This is a genomic window from Streptomyces sp. NPDC059895 (genome assembly GCF_042731035.1).
In the GTDB taxonomy this organism is placed as follows: domain Bacteria; phylum Actinomycetota; class Actinomycetes; order Streptomycetales; family Streptomycetaceae; genus Streptomyces.
Map to the genome: position 1 here is coordinate 23,966 of NZ_JBHWKO010000053.1, position 25,623 is coordinate 49,588.

General features: G+C 72.4%; 24 protein-coding genes. 2 read left to right on the top strand and 22 right to left on the bottom strand.

Annotated features, from left to right (window positions below):
• Positions 1-29: 29 nt before the first annotated feature.
• The 16 genes from dprA to proS form a co-directional block, all read right to left on the bottom strand.
• Positions 30-1,190, bottom strand: coding sequence for a DNA-processing protein DprA (gene dprA / locus ACFV9M_RS36300; protein ID WP_385073397.1), 1,161 nt, complete (start codon positions 1,188-1,190; stop codon positions 30-32).
• Positions 1,187-2,806: a YifB family Mg chelatase-like AAA ATPase gene (locus ACFV9M_RS36305; RefSeq protein ID WP_385073394.1), complete on the bottom strand. Its 1,620-nt coding sequence runs from the start codon at positions 2,804-2,806 to the stop codon at positions 1,187-1,189. The genes dprA and ACFV9M_RS36305 overlap by 4 nt, the downstream gene beginning before the upstream one ends.
• Before the next feature lies 1 nt (position 2,807).
• Complete coding sequence (locus ACFV9M_RS36310; protein WP_385073391.1) at positions 2,808-3,209, bottom strand: YraN family protein; 402 nt, start codon at positions 3,207-3,209, stop codon at positions 2,808-2,810.
• 100 nt (positions 3,210-3,309) lie between these two features.
• Positions 3,310-3,618 carry a DUF2469 domain-containing protein gene (locus ACFV9M_RS36315; RefSeq protein ID WP_003965949.1) on the bottom strand — a complete coding sequence of 103 codons (309 nt, stop codon included), beginning with the start codon at positions 3,616-3,618 and terminating at the stop codon, positions 3,310-3,312.
• A 56-nt stretch (positions 3,619-3,674) separates the two neighbouring features.
• The gene (locus ACFV9M_RS36320; RefSeq protein WP_385073388.1) at positions 3,675-4,199 is read right to left on the bottom strand and encodes an NUDIX hydrolase; all 525 of its coding nucleotides are present in this window, start codon (positions 4,197-4,199) and stop codon (positions 3,675-3,677) included.
• Positions 4,189-4,965, bottom strand: coding sequence for a signal peptidase I (lepB, locus tag ACFV9M_RS36325; protein WP_385073386.1), 777 nt, complete (start codon positions 4,963-4,965; stop codon positions 4,189-4,191). The genes ACFV9M_RS36320 and lepB (ACFV9M_RS36325) overlap by 11 nt, the downstream gene beginning before the upstream one ends.
• 109 nt (positions 4,966-5,074) lie before the next feature.
• Positions 5,075-6,055 carry a signal peptidase I gene (gene lepB, locus ACFV9M_RS36330; RefSeq protein WP_385073384.1) on the bottom strand — a complete coding sequence of 327 codons (981 nt, stop codon included), beginning with the start codon at positions 6,053-6,055 and terminating at the stop codon, positions 5,075-5,077.
• Entirely contained in the window at positions 5,943-7,037 is a 1,095-nt protein-coding gene (gene lepB / locus ACFV9M_RS36335; protein WP_385073381.1) for a signal peptidase I, read from the bottom strand. The genes lepB (ACFV9M_RS36330) and lepB (ACFV9M_RS36335) overlap by 113 nt, the downstream gene beginning before the upstream one ends.
• Positions 7,030-7,896 (bottom strand): signal peptidase I, encoded by an 867-nt coding sequence (gene lepB / locus ACFV9M_RS36340; RefSeq protein ID WP_385073378.1) that lies wholly within the window; start codon positions 7,894-7,896, stop codon positions 7,030-7,032. Before lepB (ACFV9M_RS36340) ends, lepB (ACFV9M_RS36335) begins: the two co-directional genes overlap by 8 nt.
• A gap of 45 nt (positions 7,897-7,941) precedes the next feature.
• Entirely contained in the window at positions 7,942-8,292 is a 351-nt protein-coding gene (gene rplS, locus ACFV9M_RS36345) for a 50S ribosomal protein L19 (protein WP_264936867.1), read from the bottom strand.
• A gap of 134 nt (positions 8,293-8,426) precedes the next feature.
• Positions 8,427-9,260, bottom strand: coding sequence for a tRNA (guanosine(37)-N1)-methyltransferase TrmD (trmD, locus tag ACFV9M_RS36350; RefSeq protein WP_385073375.1), 834 nt, complete (start codon positions 9,258-9,260; stop codon positions 8,427-8,429).
• Positions 9,260-9,814 carry a ribosome maturation factor RimM gene (rimM, locus tag ACFV9M_RS36355; RefSeq protein WP_385073372.1) on the bottom strand — a complete coding sequence of 185 codons (555 nt, stop codon included), beginning with the start codon at positions 9,812-9,814 and terminating at the stop codon, positions 9,260-9,262. The genes trmD and rimM overlap by 1 nt, the downstream gene beginning before the upstream one ends.
• Before the next feature lie 85 nt (positions 9,815-9,899).
• Entirely contained in the window at positions 9,900-10,139 is a 240-nt protein-coding gene (locus ACFV9M_RS36360) for an RNA-binding protein (protein ID WP_252426112.1), read from the bottom strand.
• 5 nt (positions 10,140-10,144) lie between these two features.
• Positions 10,145-10,564, bottom strand: coding sequence for a 30S ribosomal protein S16 (rpsP, locus tag ACFV9M_RS36365; RefSeq protein ID WP_272120086.1), 420 nt, complete (start codon positions 10,562-10,564; stop codon positions 10,145-10,147).
• Between the two features lie 465 nt (positions 10,565-11,029).
• Positions 11,030-11,626 carry a hypothetical protein gene (locus tag ACFV9M_RS36370; RefSeq protein WP_385073368.1) on the bottom strand — a complete coding sequence of 199 codons (597 nt, stop codon included), beginning with the start codon at positions 11,624-11,626 and terminating at the stop codon, positions 11,030-11,032.
• Between the two features lie 315 nt (positions 11,627-11,941).
• Positions 11,942-13,357 carry a proline--tRNA ligase gene (gene proS / locus ACFV9M_RS36375; protein ID WP_385073365.1) on the bottom strand — a complete coding sequence of 472 codons (1,416 nt, stop codon included), beginning with the start codon at positions 13,355-13,357 and terminating at the stop codon, positions 11,942-11,944.
• A 200-nt stretch (positions 13,358-13,557) separates the two neighbouring features.
• Between proS and ACFV9M_RS36380 the strand changes: the two genes are divergently transcribed.
• Positions 13,558-14,424, top strand: a complete 867-nt coding sequence (locus tag ACFV9M_RS36380; protein ID WP_385073362.1) for an SAM-dependent methyltransferase — start codon at positions 13,558-13,560, stop codon at positions 14,422-14,424.
• A 19-nt stretch (positions 14,425-14,443) separates the two neighbouring features.
• On the opposite strand, the gene ftsH is transcribed toward ACFV9M_RS36380, so the two are convergent.
• The 6 genes from ftsH to ACFV9M_RS36410 all read right to left on the bottom strand — a co-directional run bounded on the left by ftsH (position 14,444) and on the right by ACFV9M_RS36410 (position 24,327).
• Positions 14,444-16,390, bottom strand: coding sequence for an ATP-dependent zinc metalloprotease FtsH (ftsH, locus tag ACFV9M_RS36385; RefSeq protein ID WP_385073359.1), 1,947 nt, complete (start codon positions 16,388-16,390; stop codon positions 14,444-14,446).
• Between the two features lie 95 nt (positions 16,391-16,485).
• Positions 16,486-18,048: a signal recognition particle protein gene (gene ffh / locus ACFV9M_RS36390; protein ID WP_385073356.1), complete on the bottom strand. Its 1,563-nt coding sequence runs from the start codon at positions 18,046-18,048 to the stop codon at positions 16,486-16,488.
• 244 nt (positions 18,049-18,292) lie between these two features.
• Positions 18,293-20,803: a [protein-PII] uridylyltransferase gene (locus tag ACFV9M_RS36395; protein ID WP_385073353.1), complete on the bottom strand. Its 2,511-nt coding sequence runs from the start codon at positions 20,801-20,803 to the stop codon at positions 18,293-18,295.
• 26 nt (positions 20,804-20,829) lie between these two features.
• On the bottom strand, positions 20,830-21,168 hold the full coding sequence (locus tag ACFV9M_RS36400; RefSeq protein ID WP_003997576.1) for a P-II family nitrogen regulator: 339 nt from the start codon (positions 21,166-21,168) through the stop codon (positions 20,830-20,832).
• Entirely contained in the window at positions 21,165-22,508 is a 1,344-nt protein-coding gene (locus tag ACFV9M_RS36405; RefSeq protein WP_385073350.1) for an ammonium transporter, read from the bottom strand. Before ACFV9M_RS36405 ends, ACFV9M_RS36400 begins: the two co-directional genes overlap by 4 nt.
• Before the next feature lie 325 nt (positions 22,509-22,833).
• Positions 22,834-24,327: a hypothetical protein gene (locus tag ACFV9M_RS36410; protein ID WP_385073347.1), complete on the bottom strand. Its 1,494-nt coding sequence runs from the start codon at positions 24,325-24,327 to the stop codon at positions 22,834-22,836.
• Positions 24,328-24,776: 449 nt separating this feature from the next.
• On the opposite strand from ACFV9M_RS36410, the gene ACFV9M_RS36415 reads away from it, so the two are divergent.
• Entirely contained in the window at positions 24,777-25,439 is a 663-nt protein-coding gene (locus ACFV9M_RS36415; protein ID WP_385073344.1) for a bifunctional DNA primase/polymerase, read from the top strand.
• Positions 25,440-25,623: the final 184 nt, after the last annotated feature.

The following is a 25,623-nucleotide window of genomic DNA, read 5'->3' on the forward strand; positions in this document are numbered from 1 at the left end:
ACGTTCCCCCGGACGGCCGAACCCGTCGGTCAACACGGGTGTCGTCCTTCTCGGACGGAGAGCATCGCCTGGCGTGTCAACTTCCAGCCGTCGCCGTGTCGTTCGACGTAGCCGAGTGCCCTGAGTTCGTACAGTCTCGCGATCGCGTCGTCCGGGGTGGTCCAGGCCTCGCGGGCGATCTCGTCGGCCGCCGCGGCACGGCGGCCGGGGAGGGCGGCCAGGACTCGCCGGGCGCCGGGGTGCAGGAGGTCGCGCGGGAGCACCGGCCCGTGCCGCTCGGGGGCCAGCTCCCCCATGTCGCCGACCAGCTCGACGACCTCCGCGGCGTCGGTGACCAGCGACGCTTCCTGCCGCAGGAGTTCGTGCACCCCCGCGGACAGGGCGCTGGTGGCGGGGCCGGGTACCCCCATCGTGTGCCGGCCGAGCCGCACGGCGGCCCGTGCGGTGACCAGCGAGCCGCTGCGGTGGGCGGCCTCGACCACGACCGTGCCGCGGGTGAGCGCGGCGATCACCCGGTTGCGCTGGACGAACCTGCTCGGTGTCGGGTGGTCGCCCGGCGGCAGTTCTCCCACGACCAGCCCCTGTTCCGCGATTCTGCCGATCAGTTCCGTGTGGCCGCGCGGGTAGGGCCGGTCGACTCCGCAGGCGAGGACGGCCACGGTGGCGCCGCCCGCGCCGAGGGCGCCCCGGTGGGCGGCGCCGTCGACGCCGTACGCGCCGCCGGAGACCACCACCCAGCCGCGTTCGGCGAGGCCGGCGGCGAGGGTGGCCGCCATGTGGGCGCCGTACTCGGTGCAGGCGCGGGCGCCGACGACCGCGACCGAGCGCAGCGCCCACATCCGCAGGCTGGGCCCGCCGCGGACCCACAGGCCCAGGGGACGGGTGTCCCCGAGGTCGTCCAGGGGGCGGGGCCACTCGACGTCGCCCGGGCACACGAAGCGCACGCCCGCGTCCCGTGCGACGGCCAGGTCGCGCTCCGGTTCGGTCCGCGCGGCCCGTGCCAGGAGTGCGGCCCACTTGCGTGCCGTGACCCCGGGCAGGGGCTCTCCGCCGTCTTGCAGCCGTCGGACCACCTCGGCGGCTCCGCGCTCTCGCACCCACCGCCCGCCGGTTGCGTCCCCGGGTTCGACGACCCGGGCCAGGAAGACCCGGGCGAGTCGCTCCTCGTCCGGGTCGGTGGCGCCGGTCATGTCAGGGCTCCGAGCGCCATCGGTACGCCGCGCGGCACGCCCGTGCGCAGTTGCAGTGCCAGGGCGACGTCGGAGGCGTCGGGTCGGTCGTGGCCGACGAGGTCGGCGACGGTCCAGGCCACGCGCAGGACCCGGTCGAGGCCGCGGGCGGTGAGCACGCCGCGTTCCAGGTTGCGTTCGGCTTCGTCCATCGCCCCGGCCGCGGGGCGGAACCGGCTGCGCAGTTCCCGTCCGGGCACTTCGCTGTTGGTTCGCCAGGGGGTGTCGGCGAGCCGGGCCGTCGCCCGCTGCCGGGCGGCCCGCACGCGGTCGGCGACGGTCGCCGTGGGTTCGCCCCCGGGCCCTCGGTGGGCGAGTTCCGCCCGGCCGACCGGGTCGACCTCGACGCGCAGGTCGACCCGGTCGAGCAGTGGTCCGGAGAGCCGGGCCTGGTAGCGGCGGACCGCCGAGGGCGGGCATTCGCACAGGGTGTCCCGCTGGGAGAAGCGTCCGCACGGGCAGGGGTTGGCCGCGAGGACCATCAGGAACCGCGCGGGGAACCGCACCACGCCGGCGCTGCGCGCGATCACGACGTGGCCCGCCTCGAGGGGCTGGCGCAGGGCGTCGAGGGCCCGGCTGCTGAATTCCGGGGTCTCGTCCAGGAAGAGCACCCCGCGGTGTGCCATGGAGACGGCGCCCGGGCGGGCGATGTTCGCGCCACCCCCGACGAGGGCCTGCATGGTGGCGGAGTGGTGCGGGGCGCAGTAGGGGGCGACGTCGATGAGGGGTTTGCCCGGCGGCAGGAGCCCGGCCACCGAGTGGACCGCCGTGACTTCCAGGGATTCCTCGCGGGTGAGCCGGGGCAGGACGGCGGGGAGGCGTTCGGCGAGCATCGTCTTGCCGGCGCCGGGGGGTCCTTGGAGGAACAGGTGGTGTCCGCCCGCTGCGGCGACCTCGACGGCCGTCCGCGCCGAGCGCTGGCCGACGACGTCGACGAGGTCGTGGCCCTGGTCGTGCCGGCCTGTGCCGAGCATGCCGGTGGCCGCTGCCGTGCCGGGCATCCACAGGCCGGCCAGGAGCGGGTCCGGCCGGTCGGGGTCGTCGCGTTCCTCGTCCGGCACGGGCTCGTCGGCGAGGACGGCGATCAGTTGCCGCAGGCTGCGTACTCCGAGCACGGCGACGCCCGGTACGAGCGATGCTTCGGCGGCGGCGCACTCGGGCACGACCACCTGCTCGTAGCCGGCCTCGGCGGCGGCCAGCACGGCGGGCAGTACGCCCCGGACCGGTCGTACGCGTCCGTCGAGACCGAGTTCTCCGATCATCACGATGTCGGCGAGCACGCGGGGGTCGATCCGCTCGGCCGCGCCGAGCACGGCGCTGGCGATGGCGAGGTCGAATCCGCTGCCGGCTTTCGGTACCGAGGCGGGGCTGAGTCCGACGGTGAGTTTCTTCTGCGGCCATTCGGCGCCCGAGTTCACCACCGCTGCCCGCACCCGGTCCCGGCTCTCGCTCAGGCTCTTGTCCGGCAGCCCGACCAGGGTGAAGGCCGCGACTCCGGGCTCGAGGTCCGCCTGGACCTCGACGACGACTCCTTCGACGCCCACCAGGGCGACCGAGCACGTCCGTGCGAATCCCATGTCAGGCCACCCCCCGGGCGTGCTCGACGACGGGGGCCCCGCGGCTCGGCAGGACGACGCCGACGAGGTCGATGCGGACGCCGCCCGGCGGCGCTCCTCCGTGCGCCTGGATCCAGCGTTCGGCGAGGCCGCGCAGGCGCCGGGCCTTCGCGGGTGTCACCGCGGCCATGGGGTGCTGGAAGCCGCCGTCCCTGCGGGTCTTGACCTCGCAGACGACCAGGACGTCGCCGTCCCGTGCGACGATGTCGATCTCTCCGGTCCTGCCGGAGCGCCAGTTGCGCTCCAGGACTGTCATGCCGGCCTTGGCCAGCCGTCGGGCGGCGAGTTCCTCGCCGTACCTGCCGAGCGCTCCTCGTGCCTGATCCGTGGTCATGTGGGCACCACCTCCGGTGCCCACGTTCACGCATCCGCGGCGGCGAGAAGGATCTTGGTGCGCAATTCCGGGATTGTGGAAAACTCCGTCACCCACATGGGTGAGCGGCCGACCCGTACGGGGGAGCCCGTCACCCGCCCGGAAGCTCCAGGTCGCTCTTGTTCAGCTCCTCGATGTTCACGTCCTTGAACGTGAGGACGCGTACCTGCTTCACGAAGCGGGCCGGCCGGTACATGTCCCACACCCAGGCGTCCGCCATCGACACCTCGAAGAACACCTCACCCTGGACCGAGTGCACCTGCATCTCGTAGTCGTTGGTCAGGTAGAAGCGCCGTTCGGTCTCGATCACGTATTTGAACAGACCGACGACATCGCGGTACTCCCGGTAGAGCTTCAGCTCCATCTCGGTCTCGTACTTCTCGAGGTCCTCGGCGCTCATGGCATGTTCCCCTTCAGCCGTGCGATCTCCCCATTGTGCGCCAGTCCCGTGAGCCGCTAGACGATTTCCGTGTCGAGGGTTTCGGGGCGGGCCGGGGGACCTTCGTCGAGCAGCCGGTGCAGCAGCTCGGCGAGTCTGGTCGGATACACCGTCTCATGTGTCCGGGCGAGTTCCTGACACGTCCACCAGCGTGCTCCGGCGACGCTGCGCCGTTCCAGTTCGGTCAGGGCGGTGGCCCCGGTCGCCGTCACGGCCGTACGGGCCAGGTAGTACCACTCGTCCTGGTCCCAGCGGCGGCCCGCGAACGGGAAGGAGCATCTGCGCCGCCACACCACCGGGCCGAGGTCGACGTCGGTGATGCCCGTCTCCTCGGCGAGTTCCCTCACCGCGGCCTCTTCACGGGTCTCGTCGCCCTCCACGCCACCGCCGGGCGTGAACCACCAGTCGTCGGCCGGATCGTCCGGCTCGTGGCCGTGCAGCAGCAGGATGCGGTCCTCGGGGTCGAGGAGGACCACCCGGGCGACCCTGCGCAGTCCGCCCTCGTACGAGTCGGTGCTCGCGCGGGTCGTCTCAGCGGACACCGGCGGACTCCTGGCGGGAACGACGGGGGACGCGCTGGGCGATCGGGCCGTACGCGCCGCCGCCGAGGACGAGGGCCGCGCCGGCGACGATCAGCCAGCCGATCGTGCTCAGCGGGCCGGGCCGGGAGAGGGCGCCGAGCGGCTCGAAGCCGGTCGGGCGCTCGAGCATGCCCTCCATGGGCCAGACGACGGCGTCGACGCGGGCCGTGACGGCGCCGAGCGCGACCGTGCCGCCGGCCGCGTCGGTGAGGTGGGCGGTGGAGTCCAGCGAGCCCTGGCGCTCGTCGCCGAGCAGGAACAGCCGGCCCTCGGGGACCTCCACGGTGGCGAAGTTCTTGAGTTCCGCGGGGCTGCCCTCGGGCAGATAGGACTCCTCGATCTGCCGGCCGTTGACGGTCAGCCTGCCGTCGGTGCAGCAGGAGACCGTGTCACCGCCGACCGCGACGACCCGCTTGACCACGGGCGCGTTGTCCGCCCACGTCTTGTCGGTGAAGACCACGACGTCCCCGCGCCGCACCTCGTCGCCGTCCACCACCTGGGCCAGCACCCGGGCCCCGGCGTCGATCGTGGGGGCCATGGAGCCGGTGGGCACGGTGTACGGCCGGTAGGTCAGCGCGGCCCAGCCGAATCCGGCGAGGAACAGCACGAGGCCCAGCGCGACCGCCGCACCGGACAGACGCAGACGCTGTCCGGTCCGGCCGCCCACCGGGCCACTGCTGGTGCCGCCGCTGTGCGGGGCCGTACGTGTCGTGCTCTCGCCGCCCATGGATCCGCACCCTACCCGGCGGTACCGAGCCGGGTCAGCCCTTCGCCCCCGGCCGTGGTCGCAAGCTTGGGAAAGGGTTTGCCGAGCGGGTGCGGCGGGGGGCGGCGGGTCAGCGGGTCCCGGACGTCTGCGCGCGCCGGCGCCGCCACAGCGCCAGCGGGACGACGCCGGCGAGGGCGAGGCCCTCCGGGGCGACCGTCAGGGCGGTGGAGGCGGCCGACCGGGCGTCCAGGCCGCTCTGGTCGAAGGTGTCCGGCACGGGCAGCGTGCCCCAGCGGTTGATGGGCCAGGCCTTGACGACGGCGCGGCCGACGACCTCGTCGACGGGGACCATGCCGTGGTGCTCGTCGGACTGGTTGTAGCGGGAGTCCCGCGAGTTCTGGCGGTGGTCGCCCATGACCCAGATGTAGCCCTCCGGGACCTTCACCGTGAACTGGCCGCCCTGGTCGTCCAGGCTGCACGGCGTGTTGCCGGGGTACACGTACGGCTCGTCCAGCGCCTTGCCGTTGACCTTCAGCGGGCCGGTCTTGGTGCAGGAGACGGTGTCGCCGCCGACGCCGACCACCCGCTTGATCAGGTCCTTCTCCTCCGCGGACGGCATCAGGCCGATCCAGCTGAGGAAGGTCTGCACGGCGTTCGGTTCGAGGGTGGGCTCGCCCGCCAGCCAGTTGTCCGGGTCGTGGAAGACCACGACCTCGCCGCGCTCGGGCTCGGAGCCGAACCACGGCGTCAGCTTGTCGACGAGGACGCGGTCGCCTTCCTGGAGGGTGTTCTGCATCGAGTCGGAGGGGATGGAGAACGCCTGGACCAGGAACGTCTTGATCAGCAGGGCGAGGACGAGGGCGATGCCGATGAGGATCGGCAGTTCCTTCCAGAAGGAGCGCGGTTTCTTCGCCTGGGGCGCCCCGTCGTCCGGCCCCGGTCCGGTCGTGGGGGGCGGCCCGTCGCCGGATCCGTCGCCGCCGGCCGCCGGGCCGTCATTGTCTGAGGTCACGATGTCGTCCGACGCCGGGTCGGCCGCGTCCACGGGACGTCCGCGGTGCTCCTCGCCGTCGTGCCCGGACCGTGCGCCAACCGCCACATCCCCCACGCCAACTCCTTACTCTGTGCCGCTGCCTGCCCCAGGTACGACGCAGGCCCACCACTCCCATAACGAGCGGGAGTTCCGCAGGGCTCGGGAGTCGGATCGTTCCGTTCGGATCGTCGGCATCAACCCTATGCGACGTCTTGGAGGACGCGGCCGTCCCGGCGACCGCGTCGGTCACCGAAGAAAAGGTTTGCGGTTCCTTGAGGGTGTTCCAGTGGCCCAGCGGCCAGGCGATGACCATGGCCCGCCCGACCACCTCGTCCTCGGAGACGGTGCCGCCGTAGTCGGTGTTCTGGTGGGCGCGGGAGTCCGCGGAGTTGTCCCGGTGGTCGCCCATCACCCACAGCCGTCCCTGGGGGACGGTGATGTCGAACGAGGTGCTGGAGGGGGCGTTGCCGGGGTAGAGGTAGTCCCCCTCGTTCAGGGGAACGCCGTTGACGGTGACCCGTCCTTGCGTGTCACAGCACGTGACGCGGTCGCCGCCGACGCCGACGACCCGCTTGATGAGGTCCTTCTCGTCGTCGGACGGCAGCAGGCCGATGAAGGTGAGGGCCTCCTTGACCTGTTTGACGCCGACGGGGTCGTCCTTCTTCGTGGTGGTCTGCTCGTCGTTGAGCCAGCCGCCGGGGTCCTTGAAGACGACGACGTCGCCGCGCTCCGGCTTGGAGCCGAACCACGGCGTGAACTTGTCGACCAGGACGCGGTCGCCGATCCGGATGGTCTGCTCCATCGAGCCGGACGGGATCACGAACGCCTGCACGAGGAACGTCTTCAGCACCAGGGCTATGAGGACGGCGACCCCGACGAGGAGCGGGATCTCCCGGACGGCGCCGCGCCTGCGCTTGCGCTTGACCTTGCGCTGGAGCTTGCGCCGCTCCGCGCGGGTGCGGCCGGGTGCGGGGCCGGAGGCGCGCCGCGCTCCGGTGGGCAGGAGGTTGTCCGCGGGGCTGCTGGGGACGCCGCGGGGGCGGCCGCGGTTACCCATGGGCGCCCGCCACGTCCGTCGGCGTGCCCGCCACGACCGTACCGGTGCCCGCCGCGCCCGCAGGAGTACCCACCGCGCCCGAAGTGGTGACCGCTGTACCCGAACGGGTCGAACGGGTCCCCGCCGCGTCCGTCGACGCACCCGCACCCGCCGCGGGCACGCGCGCGTAGGCGTCCGGGCGGTGCAGGCGGGTGACGTCGGCGAGGGAGCGGACGATCCAGTCGGCGCGGCCGATCACGTCGTCGACGGGGATCATGCCGCCGCCCGGTGAGCCCAGGTGGTCGCGGGAGTCGCTGGAGGCGCTGCGGTGGTCGCCGAGGACGAACAGGGTGCCGTCGGGCACCTCCACGTCGAAGGGCACCGTGGACGGGCTGTCGCCCGGATACAGGTATGTCGACTCGTCGACCGGCCGGCCGTTCACCCGGATCCTGCCCTCCTCGTCGCAGCAGACCACGTGGTCTCCCCCCACACCCACAACGCGCTTCACGTAGTCGGCGTCCCCGAAATACCCGGTGCCGTCGAACACCACCACGTCACCGCGGCGCGGCTCCGCACCGAAACGGTACGCCAACCTATTTACGAGAACGCGGTCGCCGATCCTCAATCCGTTCTCCATGGATCCGCTGGGTATCTGGAACGGCTTGACCACGAACGCGTTCAGGAGCAGCAGGAAGAGCAGGCAGATCAGCAGGGTGAGGCTGATCCGGCCGCCCGGGAGCAGGTCCGTGATCCGCGCCACCAACGCGAAACGCGACCGTCCCTCCGGCCTGTCCGGTTCCACGGCCTGCTGCGAGGCGTCCGTGGTGTCGGAAGGGCGGGAGGAGCGGTCGCGCTCCGTCGGCTGTGCTTCGGTGTCCATCGGGGCCAGATGCTATCCGGCCCCGCTCTGAACCCCCGAGCGCGCTCAGTTGTCGCGCTTCTCCTTGATCTTCGCGGCCTTGCCGCGCAGCTCGCGCAGGTAGTACAGCTTGGCGCGGCGCACGTCACCGCGGGTCACGAGCTCGATCTTCTCGACGATCGGGGTGTGCACGGGGAAGGTGCGCTCGACGCCGACGGAGAAGGAGACCTTGCGGACCGTGAAGGTCTCGCGGACACCGGCGCCCTGGCGGCGGATGACGACGCCCTTGAACTGCTGCACACGGGAGCGGTTGCCCTCGATGACGCGGACGTGGACGTTGACGGTGTCGCCCGGGCGGAAGGCCGGGACGTCGCTGCGCAGCGACGCGGCGTCGAGGGAGTCGAGCAGGTGGGACATGTCGTCTGCTTTCTTCGCTGATGCCACAGGTCATCAACGGGAACTAGGTGTTCTGGATGAGGGGTGTGCGCGTCGGGGCGGGCGTCGTGTCCCCCTGTGGCAGGGGCGCATACCGGACGGCGCACAGCAGCGGCCTATTCTTCCACGCTCTTGGTCCTGCGCCAAAATCGGCCGTACGGCGCGCCCTCGGGGTCCGGTGCCCAGCCCAGGATAGAGAGCATCTCGCGGTCCTTCTTGTCGAAGGCCCCGGGGTCGCAGCGCTCGATCAGGTCGGGCCGGTGGGCCGTGGTCCGCCGCAGTGCCTCGTCGCGGCGCCAGCGGGCGATCTTCCCGTGGTGGCCGCTGAGCAGCACCTCGGGGATGTCCCGGCCGCGCCAGGCGGGCGGCTTGGTGTAGACGGGGCCTTCGAGGAGGTTGGCCATGGTGCCGGGCGCGAAGGAGTCGTCGCGGTGGGACTCGGCGTTGCCGAGCACGCCGGGCAGCAGCCGGGCCACGGCCTCGGTGACGACCAGGACGGCCGCCTCGCCGCCGGCGAGGACGTAGTCGCCGATGGAGACCTCGTGGACGGGCATCCGGGTGGCGTACTCGTCGACGACACGGCGGTCGATGCCCTCGTAGCGGGCCGGTGTGAAGATCAGCCAGGGGCGCTCGGAGAGTTCGACGGCGAGTTCCTGGGTGAAGGGGCGGCCGCTGGGGGTGGGGACGACGAGCGCGGGGGCGTGCGCGCCGGTCTCGTAGCCGTCGGCCAGGACCGAGTCCAGGGCGTCGCCCCACGGCTCGGTCTTCATCACCATGCCGGGGCCGCCGCCGTAGGGGGTGTCGTCGACGGTGTTGTGCCGGTCGTACGTCCACTGCCGCAGGTCGTGCACGTGGACGTCGAGCTGTCCGCGCGCGCGTGCCTTGCCGACCAGGGAGAGGTGCAGGGGGTCGAGGTACTCGGGGAAGATCGTGACGACGTCGAGGCGCATCAGGCCTCGTCCCCGGACGTGTCGCGCGGCGAGGCGATCTCCGCGCGGTCGTCGATGAGGCCGGGCGGCGGGTCGATGACCGCGCGCTGCTCCTCCAGGTCGATCTCGGTGACGATCTCCGCGACGAAGGGGATCATCACCTCGCTGCCGTCGGCCCGCTCGACGATGAAGAGGTCCTGGGAGGGCAGGTGGGAGATCTCGGTGATCCGGCCGACCTCCACGCCGTCCGCGGTCACCACGTCGAGGTCGATGAGTTGGTGGTCGTAGTACTCGTCCTCGTCCTCGGGGAGTTCCTCGGGATCCACCTCGGCGATCAGGAGGGTGTTGCGCAGGGCCTCGGCCGCGGTGCGGTCGGTGACGCCGGCGAAGCGCAGGAGGAGGCGGCCGCTGTGCACCCGGCCGGTCTCGATCGTGAGCGGCCCCGCCGTGGCGGGGTCCGTGGACAGTACGGCGCCGGGGGCGAGCCGCAGTTCCGGCTCGTCGGTGCGGACCTCCACGGTGACCTCGCCCTTGATGCCGTGGGCGCGGCCGATCCGTGCGACTACGAGCTGCACTGTTCGAAGATCTCCTGTCGTCACGACGTCGGGCCGGGGACGGCCCAGTGGCCCTCCCCGGCCCGAGCCGGTGCTGCGAATTGCGTCAGCGGATGTGGTCGACGTCGACGAGGTCGACGCGGACACCACGGCCGCCGATGGCGCCCACGACGGTGCGCAGGGCACGTGCGGTGCGGCCGTTGCGGCCGATCACCTTGCCGAGGTCGTCGGGGTGGACCCGGACCTCGAGCACCCGCCCGCGGCGCAGGTCGCGCGAGGCGACCTGCACATCGTCGGGGTTGTCGACGATGCCCTTCACGAGGTGCTCAAGCGCCTCTTCGAGCATGCTGCTCAGGCCTCGGTCGACTCGGACTCGGCAGCGGCCTCGTCCTTCTTCTCAGCCTTCTTCTTCTGGGTGATGGCCTCACCCTTGCCCTCGTCGTCGCCGCCGAGGGCCTCGAACGACGGACGCGCCTTCTTCGGCTCGGCGACGAGCAGCGGAGCCGGGGCGGGCTCGCCCTTGAACTTCTGCCAGTCGCCGGTCTTCTTCAGGATGGCGAGCACGGGCTCGGTCGGCTGGGCGCCGACGCCGAGCCAGTAGGCCACGCGGTCGGCGTCGACCTCGATGACCGACGGGTTGTACGTCGGGTGGTACTTGCCGATCTCCTCGATCGCACGACCGTCACGACGGGTGCGGGAGTCGGCGACGACGATGCGGTAGTGAGGCGAACGGATCTTGCCCAGACGCTTCAGCTTGATCTTGACTGCCACGGGAGTGGGTTCTCCTGGATTGACGTGGGTTGGGCACGGCGGAACGCCGCGTGGGGTTGCGGTACCCGAGTGCCCGACGGACGCGTCAGCCGGAGGAGAGAGGGGTCCTGTGCGGCTGTCGAGTACAGCCAGCCATTCTGCCACACGCTCCGGGCCGCTTCCGGCCGAGGGTGCGGGGAGGTCCGCCCCGGCACGCCTGTGGGGCACCCGGCGGTTCGGGTGCCCCACAGGCGTGCCCGGCGGCGGGGCGCGGGGAACCGTGCGATCAGTCCCCGCGCGCCCGCGGCCGGTCTCGGCCCTCTGCCCCGCGCACCCGCGGCCGGTCTCGGCCCTCTGCCCCGCGCACCCGCGGCCGGTCTCGGCCCCCTGCCCCGCGCGCCCGCGGCCGGTCTCGGCCCTCTGCCCCGCGCACCCGGCAGCCACGAGATGCCGGTGCACGACGGGCGGGCCGCGACGGCCCTCGGGTCATGCCGCGCCGGCCACCTCGGGGATGCGGAACGGCTTTCCGCAGCCTCCGCACACGATGGGGGCCTGGGCGAGGACCGACGGCACCACCCGGACGTTGCGGCCGCAGTCGCAGACCGCCTTGACGCGGACGCCGCCGCCGGAGGAGCCGTGGCGGGCGGCCGGGCCGCGGAAGGAGCGGGTGGTGTCGGCGGAGGTGGCCGCGGTGTGGGCCTTGAGGGCCCGCTGGAGGCGCTCGATCGTCGGACGGTAGCGTCGCTTGGCCTCGGGATTGAGCGTGACCAGCGAGAAGCCGCTGCTGGGATGCGGTTCCTCGGGGTGGTCCAGGCCCAGTTCCTCGGCGATCGTGAGGAATCTGCGGTTGTGGTATCGGCCGGCGCGGGAGGTGTCGCGGACGCCGCGCGCGGCGGCGATCCCGTGGACTGCCTCATGGAGCAGTCGCTCGAAGGAGAGCTCGTGACCGCAGGCGGACGACGACTCCCCGATCAGGGACTCTGGCGCGGCAAGGTCCGGCAGCTCGGGGTGGTACCGCTGAATGTCGGCCCACGCCTGCGCCAGCTCTGCGGCGAGAACAGGTGGTGTCTGTGTCGTGCTCACGTAATGACAACGAGCGGGGGTGCCCCTGTGTTCCTATTCCGGGGCATCCCAAATAATTTGCACGTACCCGTCAGTTGCCGCTGATGCGTCCTGACGAGGGCGGGTGCGCTGATCTGCGGAGAAGCCTCACAGCTCGTGCCAAGGTGGTGCGTAGTCCGCATACGCCCACCCGTCTCCCCGCATCGCCCTCTGCCGCGCCCTTGGGTCCGCCCCTCCCGCGTCGGCGCGTGGACGAGGTCCGCGCGCCGGGGGGTACAGATGTGCGACGGAGACGCAAGAGGTGTTTCGGCCGCCGCCCCGCCGAATGCCGTCATGTCAGTAAGCGCGCGCGACGATCGCGACGTTACCGGGCGCGTCACCGTCCTCGGGCACCGACCCGTCCTCGGCGACCAGACACCGCACGGTCACCGCGTGGTCGGCGAGCCTGGCCTCGCCCTCCTCGCCGAGCGTCGCCCACGGGATGCGCGCCCAGCCGCCGGCGGTGGCCGCCTCGACGGCCTCCTCGAACGTGGACACGTCCGCCGTACGGGACTCCCGGCGCTCGCGGGCCTGCCGCAGCAGCAGGGCCTGGTCGTCCTCGAGGACCTTGGGCAGCAGATCGGCCAGCGCGTCCAGGGCCACCGGCTCCTTGCCTCCCGGGATCCGGCGCGCCAGCATCGCGGTGCCGTTCTCCAGGTCGCGGGGGCCGATCTCGATACGGACGGGCACGCCCTTGAGCTCCCAGTCGACCGCGCGCCGCCCGAAGGGCACGTCGGTGCGGTCGTCGACCTGTACGCGGATCCCGGCCGCCTCCAGTACGTCGCCCAGCTCGTGGACCTTGGCCCGAACCGCCTCGTCGCCCTTGATCGCGAGGACGACGGCCTGGACCTGCGCCAGCCGCGGCGGCACCCGCAGGCCGTCGTCGTCGCCGTGCATCATCACCAGCGCGCCGATCATGCGCGTGGTCGAGCCCCAGGAGGTCTGCCAGACCAGCTCCCGCGTGCCGTCCTTCGACAGGTACGAGGTGTTGAAGGCCCGGGCGAAGTTCTGCCCCAGCTCATGGCTGGTGGCCAGCTGGAGGGCCTTGCCGTCGCCCATCATCCCTTCGAGGGTGAGGGTGTTGACCGCTCCGGCGAACCGCTCCCTGGCGGTCTTGCGGCCGGCGACGACGTCCATGGCGAGGACGTTCACCATGAAGTCCTCGTAGACGCGGCGGTGGATGCGGGAGGCGAAGTCGCGCGCTTCCTCGCGGGTGGCGTGCGCGGTGTGGCCCTCCTGCCAGAGGAACTCGGTCGTGCGCAGGAAGAGCCGCGGCCGCAGCTCCCAGCGCACCACGTTCGCCCACTGGTTGATGAGCAGCGGCAGGTCGCGGTAGCTCTGCACCCACTTCGAGAAGGAGGCGTTGATGATCATCTCGGAGGTGGGGCGGACCACCGCCGGCTCCTCCAGCTCCTTGCCGCCGCCGTGCGTGACCACCGCCAGCTCGGGCGCGAACCCCTCGACGTGGTCGGCCTCGCGGGTGAGGTAGGACTGCGGGATCAGCAGGGGGAAGTACGCGTTCTGGGTGCCGGTCTCCTTGATGCGGGCGTCCATCTCGGCCTGCATCCGCTCCCACAGCCCGTACCCGTACGGTCGGATCACCATGGTGCCGCGCACCGGCCCGTTGTCGGCCAGCTCGGCCTTGGCGATCAGATCCTGGTACCAGCGGGGGAAGTCGTCCGCCCGCGAGGCGAGAACGGGTGCCTTTGCCATGGCGCGATGGTACGGCCCCAGGTTGCCGGGATGTGAAATCTCGCCACTCGCACGGGTGGACCTCACTCCGGGCGCCGCACCCCCTGGACGCGGGGTCGAGTGGGGAGTTACCTGACATACGGGGGGAGTGCGGACGACTGGCGGGGGCCACATGAAGAACGGGCACAGCGGCAACTCTCGGCGGATTGGGGCGCTTTTCCATGACACCTACGCTCGTGCGGCAGCACCTTCCTCACACGGGGCCGGTGCCCCGCGCTGACCCGGGTGCACGCGCGCGTGACTGGTCCGAGATCCAGGAGCGGATGCTGGTCCCGCTCTACGAGGCCGTCCACGAGCGACTGGAAGTGGGCCCGGGCACACGGCTGCTGGGCCTCGGCTGCGGTTCCGGGCTGGCCCTGCTGATGGCGGCCTCCAGAGGCGCCGCCCTGACCGGCGTCGAGACCCGCCACCCCGAGCGGCTGGCCCTCGCCCGCCGGCGGCTGCTGCCGCAGACACCGGGCGGACCCGCGCCCACCGGGATCCGGCTCGTCGACGTCCCGCCCGAGGACGCGGCCGGCCCGGCCGACGCGGAGGCACCCGCGTTCACCCTGGTGACCGCGTTCGAACCCATCGGCTGCCTCGCCGGCGACGCGGAGGGCCTCGGCGACCTGCTCGCGACCGCCACGCCGCTGGCCGAGCGGGGCGCGCCCGTGGTGCTGGTCGGCTGGGGTCCGCCGGAGCGCTGCGCCACCTCCGCCGTGCTGCGGGTCGCCACCAGGCTGGCCGATCCCTCACGCGCCGGCGGCAGTTGGCGCCCCGCCCTGCGTGACGACCTGGAGGACGTCGCCCAGCGGGCCGGGCTGAGGCCGGACGGTTCCGGACGGGTGGCCTGCCCCTTCGGGTACGCGGGGATCGACAGCGCCCTCAGGGGCCTGCTGTCCACCGGCCTGTTCGACGCGGCGATCGCCGCGACCGACCAGGTGCAGGTGGAGAAGGAGGTGACCGAGGCGCTGCACCCGTACCGGCGCGAGGACGGCACGGTCTGGATGCCGAACGTGTTCCGGTACCTGATCGCCCGGACGCCCTGAGTACGAGCCCTGAGCAGGGCTACGTCTCCTTCCCCGCCTCGCCCTTGGTCAGCCGGGTGATCCCCGCGACGCGGTACGCGTCCGCCTCCTCCAGGGTCTCGTGCTCCAGCAGCGCCTCGGCGAGCGCCTCCAACTGTCCGCGGTGGTCGCGGAGTTTGCGGCACGCCTCCTCGTAGCACTCCTCGACGACGCGGCGCATCTCGTCGTCGATGACGTCGAGGGTCCGCGGGGCGGCGGCGAGGCCGTAGGCCTGCTGGGCGTCGCCGGGCAGCGCGGAGAGGCGGCCCACGCGCTCGCTCATGCCCCACCGCGCGACCATCCCGCGCGCGATGTTGGTGACCTGTTCGAGGTCGTTCTCGGCGCCGGTCGTGACGACCCCGTAGATCACCTGCTCGGCCGCCATCCCGCCGAGGGCGCCGATGATGCGGCCGCGCAGGTACTCCTCGGAGAGCGCGTACCGCTCCACCTCGGGCGTCGACATGGTCACCCCGAGCGCCCGGCCGCGCGGCACGATGGTGACCTTGCGGACGGGGTCGGCGCCGGGTTGCAGCATGCCGAGGAGGGCGTGCCCGCTCTCGTGGTAGGCGGTGCGACGGCGGTCCTCCTCGGGCATCACGAGCGTGCGCTCCGCCCCCAGCTGCACCTTCTCCAGCGCCTCCGACAGGTTCGCCGGGGTGACCCGGTCCTGCTTGCGCTTGACGGCGAGCAGGGCGGCCTCGTTGGCGAGGTTGGCCAGATCCGCGCCCGTCATCCCCGGGGTCGTGCGGGCCACCCGGGCCAGGTCCACGTCCGGGGCGAGGGGGATGTCACGCGTGTGGATGCGCAGGATCGCCTCACGGCCGGCGCGGTCCGGCGGGGAGACGTTGACCACCCGGTCGAAGCGGCCGGGCCGGGTCAGTGCCGGGTCGAGGATGTCGGCGCGGTTCGTCGCCGCGATGACGACGACGCCCTCCGAGCCGGTGAAGCCGTCCATCTCGGTGAGGATCTGGTTCAGGGTCTGCTCGCGCTCGTCGTGACCGCTCACCGACGCGCCGGCGCCGCGGGCCCGCCCGATGGTGTCGATCTCGTCGATGAAGATGATCGACGGCGCGACCTTGCGGGCCTCGGCGAACAGCTCGCGGACCCGGGACGCGCCGACGCCGACGATCATCTCGATGAACTCGGAGGCGGAGGCCGAGAAGAACGGCACGCCCGCCTCGCCCGCCACCGCGCGCGCCAGCAGCGTCTTGCCGGTGCCGGGCGAGCCCGCCAGCAGCACGCCGCGGGGCATCTTCGCGCCCATCCTGCGGTAGACGTCCGGGTGCTCCAGGAAGTCGACCACGTCGTCGAGCTCCCCCTTGACCTCGTCGATGCCGGCCACGTCGGCGAACGTGGTGCGCCCGGTGCCCGTCCGCAGCTCGACCGGCCGGGGCGGCGCTTTGCGGCCGAGCATGCCGCCCGCGCCGCCCAGGCCGCCGCGCAGCCGCCGGGCGAAGAAGATCCACACCGCGACCAGGACGACGATCGGCACCAGCGAGATCAGCAGGTTGGCCAGCAGACCGCGCTCCTGGACGACCGGCCGCGCGGTCACCGTGACGTCGTGCCTGCTCAGGTTCTGCCAGAGGGCGTCGTCGGCGAAGGCCGGGCGCTGCGTCCTGAACCGGGTGTACTCGCCGCCGCCCTCGGGATTGTCCCGGGCCTGTTTGAGCCGGCCCTGGATGGCGTCGCCCTTGGAGTAGATGGTGTCGACGTTGCCCCGGTCGACCTGCCGGCTGAACTCCGTGTACGAGATCGTCGGCTCGTCGCCCCGGCCGTAGAAGTGCAGCCCGCCGTAGGCCAGCAGGAAGACGATCACGGCGGTGACGGCGAGCGCCCACCATCGGCCGCGCGGTCTTCTGCCGCCGGGCGGTCGTGGCGCCTCGTCCGGGGTGCCCTCGGTGCGCCACGGCTGGTCGGGAGCCCTGCGCCGGGGAGCGGAATCGCTCATATCTGGACGTTACGGCACCCCACGGGCCTCGGCACGCGCTGAGGGCGCCCACCCGTGCGGGTGGGCGCCCTCGGCGCCGTACGGCTCGCAGCGGGTCAGCCCATGAACTTCTTGAACTCGTCCGGCAGCTCGAAGTCCTGGCCGGCCTGCTGGCCCGGCAGGCCGAAGGCGCCGCCGGGAGCGCCGCCCTGGGCGGCGGCCGCGCGGCGGGCGGCCTCCTCCTGCTCCTGCTGCTTGCGCTTCATGGGGTTGCCGGAGCGCTGCTTGCCCTTGGCCTTCTTCGGCTGCTTCTTGCTGCGGCCGGGGCCGCCGCCCATGCCCGGCACGCCCGGCATCCCCGGCATGCCGCCGCCCTGGGCCATGCGGGACATCATCTTGCGGGCCTCGAAGAACCGCTCGACCAGACCCTTGACCGCGCTGACCTCGACACCGGAGCCCTTGGCGATACGGGCGCGGCGCGAGCCGTTGATGATCGTGGGGTCCTGGCGCTCGGCCGGGGTCATCGACTTGATGATCGCGGCGGTGCGGTCGACGTCCCGCTCGTCGAGGTTGTTGATCTGGTCCTTGATCTGCCCCATGCCCGGCAGCATGCCGAGCAGCTTGGAGATCGACCCCATCTTCCTGACCTGCTCCATCTGGGACAGGAAGTCGTCCAGGGTGAAGTCCTGGCCCTTCTTGGACGCCAGCTTGGAGGCCATCTTCTCGGCCTCTTCCTGGCTGAACGTCTTCTCCGCCTGCTCGATCAGGGTGAGCAGGTCACCCATGTCGAGGATGCGGGAGGCCATCCGGTCGGGATGGAAGGCGTCGAAGTCGTCGAGCTTCTCGCCGTTCGACGCGAACATGATCGGCTTGCCGGTGATCTGCCGGATCGACAGGGCCGCGCCACCGCGGGCGTCGCCGTCGAGCTTGGAGAGCACCACGCCGTCGAAGCCGACGCCGTCGCGGAAGGCCTCGGCGGTGTTGACCGCGTCCTGGCCGATCATCGCGTCGACGACGAAGAGGATCTCGTCGGGCCGGGTCGCGTCCCTGATGTCCGCGGCCTGCTGCATCATCTCCTGGTCGATGCCGAGGCGGCCGGCGGTGTCGACGACGACGATGTCGTGGACGCGGGACTTCGCGTACTCGATGGAGTCCTTGGCGACCTGCACCGGGTCACCGACGCCGTTGCCCGGCTGCGGCGCGTACACGGCCACGCCGGCGCGCTCGGCGACGACGCTGAGCTGGTTGACGGCGTTGGGGCGCTGGAGGTCACAGGCGACGAGCAGCGGCGAGTGGCCCTGCTCCTTCAGCCAGCGGCCCAGCTTGCCCGCGAGGGTGGTCTTACCGGCGCCCTGCAGACCGGCCAGCATGATCACGGTCGGCGGCTGCTTGGCGAAGCGCAGGCGCCGGGTCTCGCCGCCGAGGATCGTGACGAGCTCGTCGTTGACGATCTTCAGGACCTGCTGGGCGGGGTTCAGCGCCCGGGAGACCTCGGCGCCGAGGGCGCGTTCCTTGACGTTCTTGATGAACGTCCGCACGACCGGCAGGGCGACGTCCGCCTCGAGGAGGGCGATGCGGATCTCGCGCGCGGTGGCGTCGATGTCCGCCTCGGAGAGCCGTCCCTTGCCGCGCAGGTTCTTGAAAGTCGCTGAGAGGCGATCGGAGAGAGTATCGAACACGGCGGCGTCGGTCCTCGGGGTCGGGAGCAGTCTGAGCGTCTTCCAGGGTATCCGGCCGCGCAAGACATTCGTCCCCGCCTGCTGATTTCGGCGGGCGGGCGCGGTGGAACCCGGGGCGGGCGCGGTGGAACCCCGCGTCGCCGGGGAGCGGCCGGGCCCGGTGACACGGCACGCCCGGCGGCCGGGTCACCCCCGCTGCCGCGGGGACGACAGCCGGTTGCGGCACGTGTCACACGGGGCGCGGTCACGCCCGCAGCATCTCCTCCAGCTTCCGCGCCACCGCCGTGGCCTCGTCCCCCGGCAGCGGCGCGCCCTCCGGCCCGGTGACGTAGAAGGCGTCGACGGCGTTGGCGCCGAGCGTGCTGACGTGCATGCTGCGCACCCGGACCGTCGCGTCCTCCAGCGCCGCCCCGATCCGGAACAGCAGCCCCGGCGCGTCCTGGGCGCGGACCTCGATCACGGTGGCCAGGCGGGAGGCCGCCGGGGCCACCGTCACGCGGGGCGGGGGCGCGACCACGCCGCGGCGCCGCGGATAGGCCGCGTCGCGCTCCGCCAGCCGGTTCGCGATGTCCAGGGTGCCGTCCAGGGCGCGGACGAGGTCGGCGCGGAGCCGGGCGGCCTGGGGCAGTGAGCCGTACTCGGCGGCGACCCGCCAGTTCAGCAGCAGGACGGAGCCCTCCACGCCGGCCGGCAGGTCCAGGGCCCGCAGTTCGGCGGTGCGCACGGTCAGCCGGTGCATGGCGAGGACGCCGGCCACCGCGGGCAGCACGCCCGCCTGGTCGGGTACGGCGATGAGGAGTTCCACGCCGAGCGGCTCGGGGCCGCCGGGCGGCTGCTCCGCCGCGGGGTCGGCCGGCGGCTCGGCCTGCGCGCGCAGCGCCAGCACCGGGCTGCCGGTCGCGACCGCCTCGATCGCCAGCCGCTCCTGTTCGGCGGTGGCCGCGGCGGCCTCCGGCTCCTCGGGGGTCTCCCCGGCGAGCACCGCCGAGACCCGTCTGACCAGGTCGGCGACGAGCGAGCCGCGCCAGGAGGACCAGGCGGCCGGACCGGTGGCCTGGGCGTCCGCCTCGGTGAGCGCGTGCAGCAGCTCCAGCGTCCCCTGCGAGCCGACCGCCTCGGCGACCGACCGCACGGTGGCCGGGTCCTCCAGGTCGCGCCGGGTGGCCGTCTCGATGAGCAGCAGATGGTGGCGTACGAGGGTGGCGAGGACGGCGACGTCCGCGCGGTCGAAGCCGATGCGGGCGGCCACGTCCTTGGCGATGATCTCGCCGGCCACGGAGTGGTCGCCGGGCCAGCCCTTGCCGATGTCGTGCAGCAGGGCGGCGACCAGGAGGAGGTCGGGACGGCTGACGCGGCGGGTGAACTCGGAGGCGCGCACGGCGGTCTCGATGAGGTGCCGGTCGACGGTCCAGATGTGCACGGCGTTGCGCTGCGGCCGGCAGCGGACCCGCTCCCAGTCGGGCAGCAGCCGGGTGATCAGGCCCTCGGCCTCCAGGGCCTCCCAGACCTCGATGGTGGGCCGGCCGGAGCCGAGCAGGGTGACGAGTTGTTCGCGGGCCTCGGCGGGCCAGGGGGTGGGCAGGGGGCGCACGGTGGCCGCGAGGCGCCGTACGGCGTACAGGGAGAGCGGGAGGCCGGCCTGGGCGGCGGCGGCCGCGGCACGCAGGGGGAGCACGGGGTCGCGTTCGGGGCGTGCGGCGCGGGCGAGCACCACCTCGCCGTCCTGCTCCACCACGCCTTCGGCCAGCGGGGAGCGTTCGGCGACCGGCTTTCCGCCGCCCAGCATGGCGCGCAGTCGCGGCCGCACGGCGCGCGAGCGGAGCACCCGCCCCACCTCGCGCCAGGTGACGTCACTGGCGTAGGAGATGACGCGGGCGGCCTCGTAGACCTGGCGCAGGAGGGTGTCGGCGTCCAGGAGGCCCAGCTCGGCCGCGACCTGGTCCTGCTCCTGGAGGGCCAGGCGGTCGGTGGCGCGGCCGGTGGCCAGGTGCAGGGCGTCGCGGACGTCGAGCAGCCGGCGGCGGGCGTCGTCGAGGCCCTCGCGCGGGGCGTCGGCGAGCCAGGAGGCGGCGACGGCGCGCAGGGCGGTGGCGTCGCGCAGGCCGCCGCGGGCCTCCTTGAGGTCGGGTTCCAGCAGGTACTGCAGTTCGCCCTGGCGTTCGGCGCGGTCGGCGCAGAGCTCCTGGAGTTCGGGCAGGCGCTTGGGCGCCTGGTTGCGCCAGTCGGCCAGGACGGCCGTACGCAGTCCGGCGGTCAGTGCGAGGTCGCCGGCGAGGTGGCGGGCGTCCAGCAGACCGAGCTGGACCTTGAGGTCCTCGCCGGCCGTTCTGCGGGCCTCCGCCGGGGTGCGCACGGAGTGGTCGAGTGCGAGGCCGAGGTCCCACACCGGGTACCAGAGGCGGTCGGCGAGGGCGGCGACCGCCTTGGGGTCGGTGCCGTCGTGCAGCAGCAGGAGGTCGAGGTCGCTGCGCGGGGACAGCTCGGCGCGGCCGTAGCCGCCGACGGCGACCAGGGACACGCCCTGGGGGACCTCCCGTCGCCCGCCTTCGCCCTTGTGGGGGAACCGGTCGGTTCCCTCCTCGTCCCGGGCACCGGCGGTGAACAGGCCCGCGAGCCAGTCGTCGGTCAGTTCGGCGAGGGCCGCACGGCGCGGCGGCCCGGACCGCGCCCCCTCGGTGAGGAGGCGCAGCCGGGCCGCCGCGTAGCCGCTGGGTCCCGAGTCCTCTGCTTCGTTGCGCACGTCCGTACTCGTCACCCAGCGACTCCTGTTCTCTTCTTCGGTCAGAGCGCGTCCGGGCCGCGCTCGCCGGTGCGGACGCGTACGGCCGTCTCGACCGGCAGGGACCAGACCTTGCCGTCGCCGATCTTGCCGGTGCGGGCGGCCTTGACGATGACGTCGATCAGCTGCTCGGCGTCGTCGTCCTCGGCCAGCACCTCGATGCGGATCTTGGGGACCAGGTCGACCGTGTACTCGGCTCCGCGGTAGACCTCGGTGTGTCCCCGCTGACGACCGTAACCGCTGGCCTCCGTGACCGTCAGGCCGTGGACGCCGAAGGCCTGAAGGGCCTCCTTGATCTCGTCGAGCCGGTGGGGCTTGACGACGGCGGTGATGAGCTTCATGCGTCCACCTTCTTGCTCGCAGTGTCGGCGACCGGGGCCGGGACGGCGGTGGTGCGGGCGGCTCCGCCGCCGGCACCGCTGAAGTCGTATGCGGTCTCGGCGTGCTCGGCCTGGTCGATGCCGGCCACTTCCTCGTCCTCGGAGACGCGCATCCCGATCGTCTTGTGGAGGACGAAGGCGAGGATCGCGGAGACCACCAGCGAGTAGCCGAGGACCGCGAAGACGCCGGCGCACTGCTTCCAGAACTGGTCGAGGCCGCCGCCGTAGAAGAGGCCCGCGACGTCGGACTGGCCCTTGCCGGTGGCGAAGAAGCCGATCAGCAGGGAGCCGACGACACCGCCGACGAGGTGGACGCCGATGACGTCGAGCGAGTCGTCGTAGTCGAACCTGTACTTGAGGCCGACGGCCATGGCGCACAGCAGGCCGGCGATGGCGCCGACGGCGATCGCGCCGAGCGGGGAGACCGCGCCGCCCGCGGGGGTGATGGCGACCAGACCGGCGACCGCGCCGGAGGCGGCGCCCAGCGTGGTGAACGCGCCGTGGCGGATCTTCTCGTAGACGAGCCAGGCGAGCATGGCGGCGGCGGTGGCGACCTGCGTGTTGACGAACATCAGCGCGCCGACGCCGTCGTCGTTGCCGAGCCACGAGCCGGCGTTGAAGCCGAACCAGCCGAACCACAGCAGGCCCGCGCCGAGCATGACCAGCGGGAGGCTGTGCGGGCGCATCGGGTCCTTCTTGAAGCCGACGCGCTTGCCGATGACCAGGATGACGCCGAGGGCGGCGGCACCGGCGTTGATGTGGACGGCCGTACCGCCGGCGAAGTCGATGACGCCGAGCTCGAAGGCCCAGCCGCCGGCGCCCCAGACCCAGTGGGCGACGGGGAAGTAGACGACGGTGGCCCACAGGGTGATGAACAGCGCCCAGGCGCTGAACTTCACCCGGTCCGCGAGGGCGCCGCTGATCAGGGCGGGCGTCAGGATCGCGAACATCAGCTGGAAGACCAGGAAGACGAAGACGGGGATGGTGTAGCCGTCCCACAGTTCCGTCAGGCCGATGTCGCTGAGGCCGACCCAGTCGGAGTTCCATCCGATGAGGCTGCCGGAGTCCGTACCGAAGGCCAGGGAGAAGCCGTACAGCACCCACAGGATGGTGACGATGCCCAGGCTGATGAAGCTCATCATCAGCATGTTGAGGGTGCTCTTGACGCGGACCATGCCTCCGTAGAAGAAGGCCAGCGCCGGTGTCATGAGCATCACCAGGGCGGAACAGATGAGCATGAAGCCTGTGTTGGCGGACGACAGCGTGGGTGCGTCCGCCGCAAGCGTGATGGCAGCTGCCATCGGCGTCTCCTCGTCGTAGGTACGGCCCCGTGCGGGCGAAGCCTGAGCGGATTGAGGGGTGGGCCGGTTATGCGCCATGAGATTGGCGCAGCGCGGTTTCGGTCGAAGCCCCTCGTTGTTTCGCGGCCGTGACGAAGGCGCCGTGTGTGTTACGCGTCGATGAACTGGCGGATTTCGCCCGCGCCGATCGTTATCGTGGCGCAACCTTCACCCGGGGGAAAGGAACCGGCCGCGGTCGGCCTTCCGGTGACCTGGCATGGGGGAGCCGAGTCGGGCAGTTCGGGAGGGCCGGCCGCGGCCGGGGTTCGGGGGGACGCCCGCCGGGTCAGACCGCCTCCGCGGTCTCCGGCAGCTCGACGGCGAGCCGGTCGGTGAGATCGACGACCTCGCTGAGGTCCCCGAAGTCGCGTACGGCCGTGTCGACGGTCTTTCGGATACGAGTGTTGACGCGTTCGGAACGGACCTTCTTGGCTTCTTTCATCGCCTGCGCCGCGAGGACCGCGCTCTGCTCGGGCTCGCGCCGCAGCAGGTGGACGGTGGCCATGCCGATCAGGTTCAGCACGTACGACCGCTGGTGGTCGGGGTCCTCGGCGAACAGGTCGACGGCCCGCTGCATCAGGGGCTGGGCCAGCGAGGCGTAGGTGGGGCTGCGGCCGGCGACATAGGCGAGGTCGCGGTAGGAGTGGGAGTTCTCGCCGTGGAGTTCGGCCTCGGAGAAGAAGCGGATCCAGTCGGGGTCGGGCTCGTCCCACTCCTCCGCGTCGGCGAAGGTGTCCTCGGCCATCCGGACCGCCCGCTTGCACCGGCCGGGCTGTCCCATGTTGGCGTAGGCGCGGGCCTCCATCGCATACAGCATGGACTGGGTGCGCGGGCTCGCGCAGTCACGGCTGCCGTACTGGGCGAGGTGGATCAGCTCCAGGGCGTCCTCGGGCCGCCCGAGGTGGATCATCTGGCGGCTCATGCTGGACAGGACGTACGACCCGAGCGGCCGGTCCCCGGCCTCCTTGGCGGCGTGCAGGGCGAGCACGAAGTACTTCTGCGCGGTCGGCTGGAGCCCCACGTCGTACGACATCCAGCCGGCCAGCTCGGCCAGCTCGGCGGCGACCTTGAAGAGCTTGCGGGCGGTCTCCTCGGGCTGGGGCTCCTGAAGGAGGTCGGTCACCTCGTGCAGCTGTCCGACGACCGCCTTGCGGCGCAGGCCGCCACCGCACTGGGCGTCCCACTGCCGGAACATCACGGTGGTGGACTCCAGCAGCTCCAGCTCGGGCCGGGAGAGCCGGCCGCGGGCGCGGCTGGTCGGGACGGAGGCCGCGTCCTCCTGCGGGGCGGGCGGGGAGGGGACGAGCCAGCGCTGCATGGGCTCGATGAGGGACGGGCCCGCGGACAGGGCCAGCGAGGTTCCGAGGAAGCCGCGCCGCGCCAGCATCAGGTCGCTGCGCGAGAACTCGCTGAGTTGGGCCACCGTCTGCGGGCCCGTCCAGGGCAGGTCCACGCCGGTCGCGGCGGGTGCCTGCCGCATGGTGCGCAGACCGAGGTCCTCGACGGAGACGACGCAGCCGAACCGCTCGGAGAACAGCTCGGACAGGATCTTCGGGATCGGTTCGCGGGGGTTCTCGCCGTCCAGCCAGCGGCGGACGCGGGAGGTGTCCGTGGAGATGTGATTGGCGCCCAACTGGCGGGCCCGGCGGTTCACTTGACGGGCGAGCTCGCCCTTGGACCAGCCGCTGCGCACGAACCAGGAGGTGAGCAGCTCGTTGGGGCGCCTGTCAGCGTGCGCAGCGCTTCCAGCACCCGTCCCGCTTCCGCCGTTGCCGCTCACTGGAACGCCCCCATCCCTGAGACCACTTGTCGCCCGAGTGCGCCAAGCCTTATCAGAATGCCGGTGATCGCCGCTCGCCGTCCGTCGGTTGCCACCCTTCGAACGGAGGGCCGACTTGCCCCCGGCATACCCACAGGGGCATGTGCCCCCGGGTCTCGCACACTCAACGTAGTCCCACGATCACGCTTGCAGCCATGGCGATCCCGGAATCGCCACCATTCGCCACCCCTTCGAATGAACTCGCGATGGCCCGTACGCGATTCACTTGACAGAGGACGGCTGGGAGCGGGCGGAGCGATGCACCCAGGGGCGCGCACAGCCGACCACACCACCCGCGACGCTTCAGAGCGCTGCCTGATTTCGGCGACACGGGGAAGGGCGTCAGTACACAGAGTGACGGCGTGCGTCCGTTACGTAACCACCGGTGCGTCGGACCCGTTGGAGGGGGCATGGGCTTCACGATCGGCGGCATTCGCGACATCCGCTCCGGGGCGCGCAGGCGCGGTCGCTCGCCGGAGTGCACCGCCGTCGCCGAGTTCACCGGCCTGTGGGGCTGGGACGTGGTGCCGGGCGCGCGCGCCACGGCGGGCGCCTGCTCGTGCGGACGCGGCGACTGCCGCGCGCCGGGCGCGCACCCCGTGCAGTTCGCCCCCCGGGTCCGGGCGGGCGCCACGCTCGACGACGTCATGCGGACGTGGGCGGAGTTCCCGGGTGCCGCGGTGATGCTGCCGGTGGGGCGCGCCTTCGACGTGATCGAGGTGGCCGAGCCGGCCGGGCACCGCGCCCTGGTCCGGCTGGAGCGGATGGGGCTGCCGGTCGGTCCGGTGACCGCGACCCCCGAGGGCCGCGCCCAGTTCCTCGTCGCTCCCGGCGCCGCCCACGACCTCACCGGTCTGCTCTACCGCATGGGCTGGGACGACCCGGCCTCCCTGGACCTGCGCGGCCTCGGCCCGGGCGCCCACATCACGGCTCCGCCCTCCGACCGGGGCGGGCTCGGTCCGGTGCGCTGGCTGCGTCCGCCCGCCCTGGACGCGGCGACCCGCCCGCCGGAGGCCCGGCTGCTGCTGGGGACGCTGGCGTACGTGGCACACCGCTCCCGCGCCCCGCACTGAGCCTGCCGCCCGGTACTGCACGCTGTACCTGCCGCCGCGTGCGCCGCGCTGAGCCTGCCGCCCGGTACGCGGTACTGAGCCTGCCGCCGCGTGTGCCGCGCTGAATCTGCCGCCGCGTAACGCCGCCATGAGCCTGCCGCCGCGTGCGTCGCGCTGGGATTTCCGGGTGCCGTACGCCGAGAAG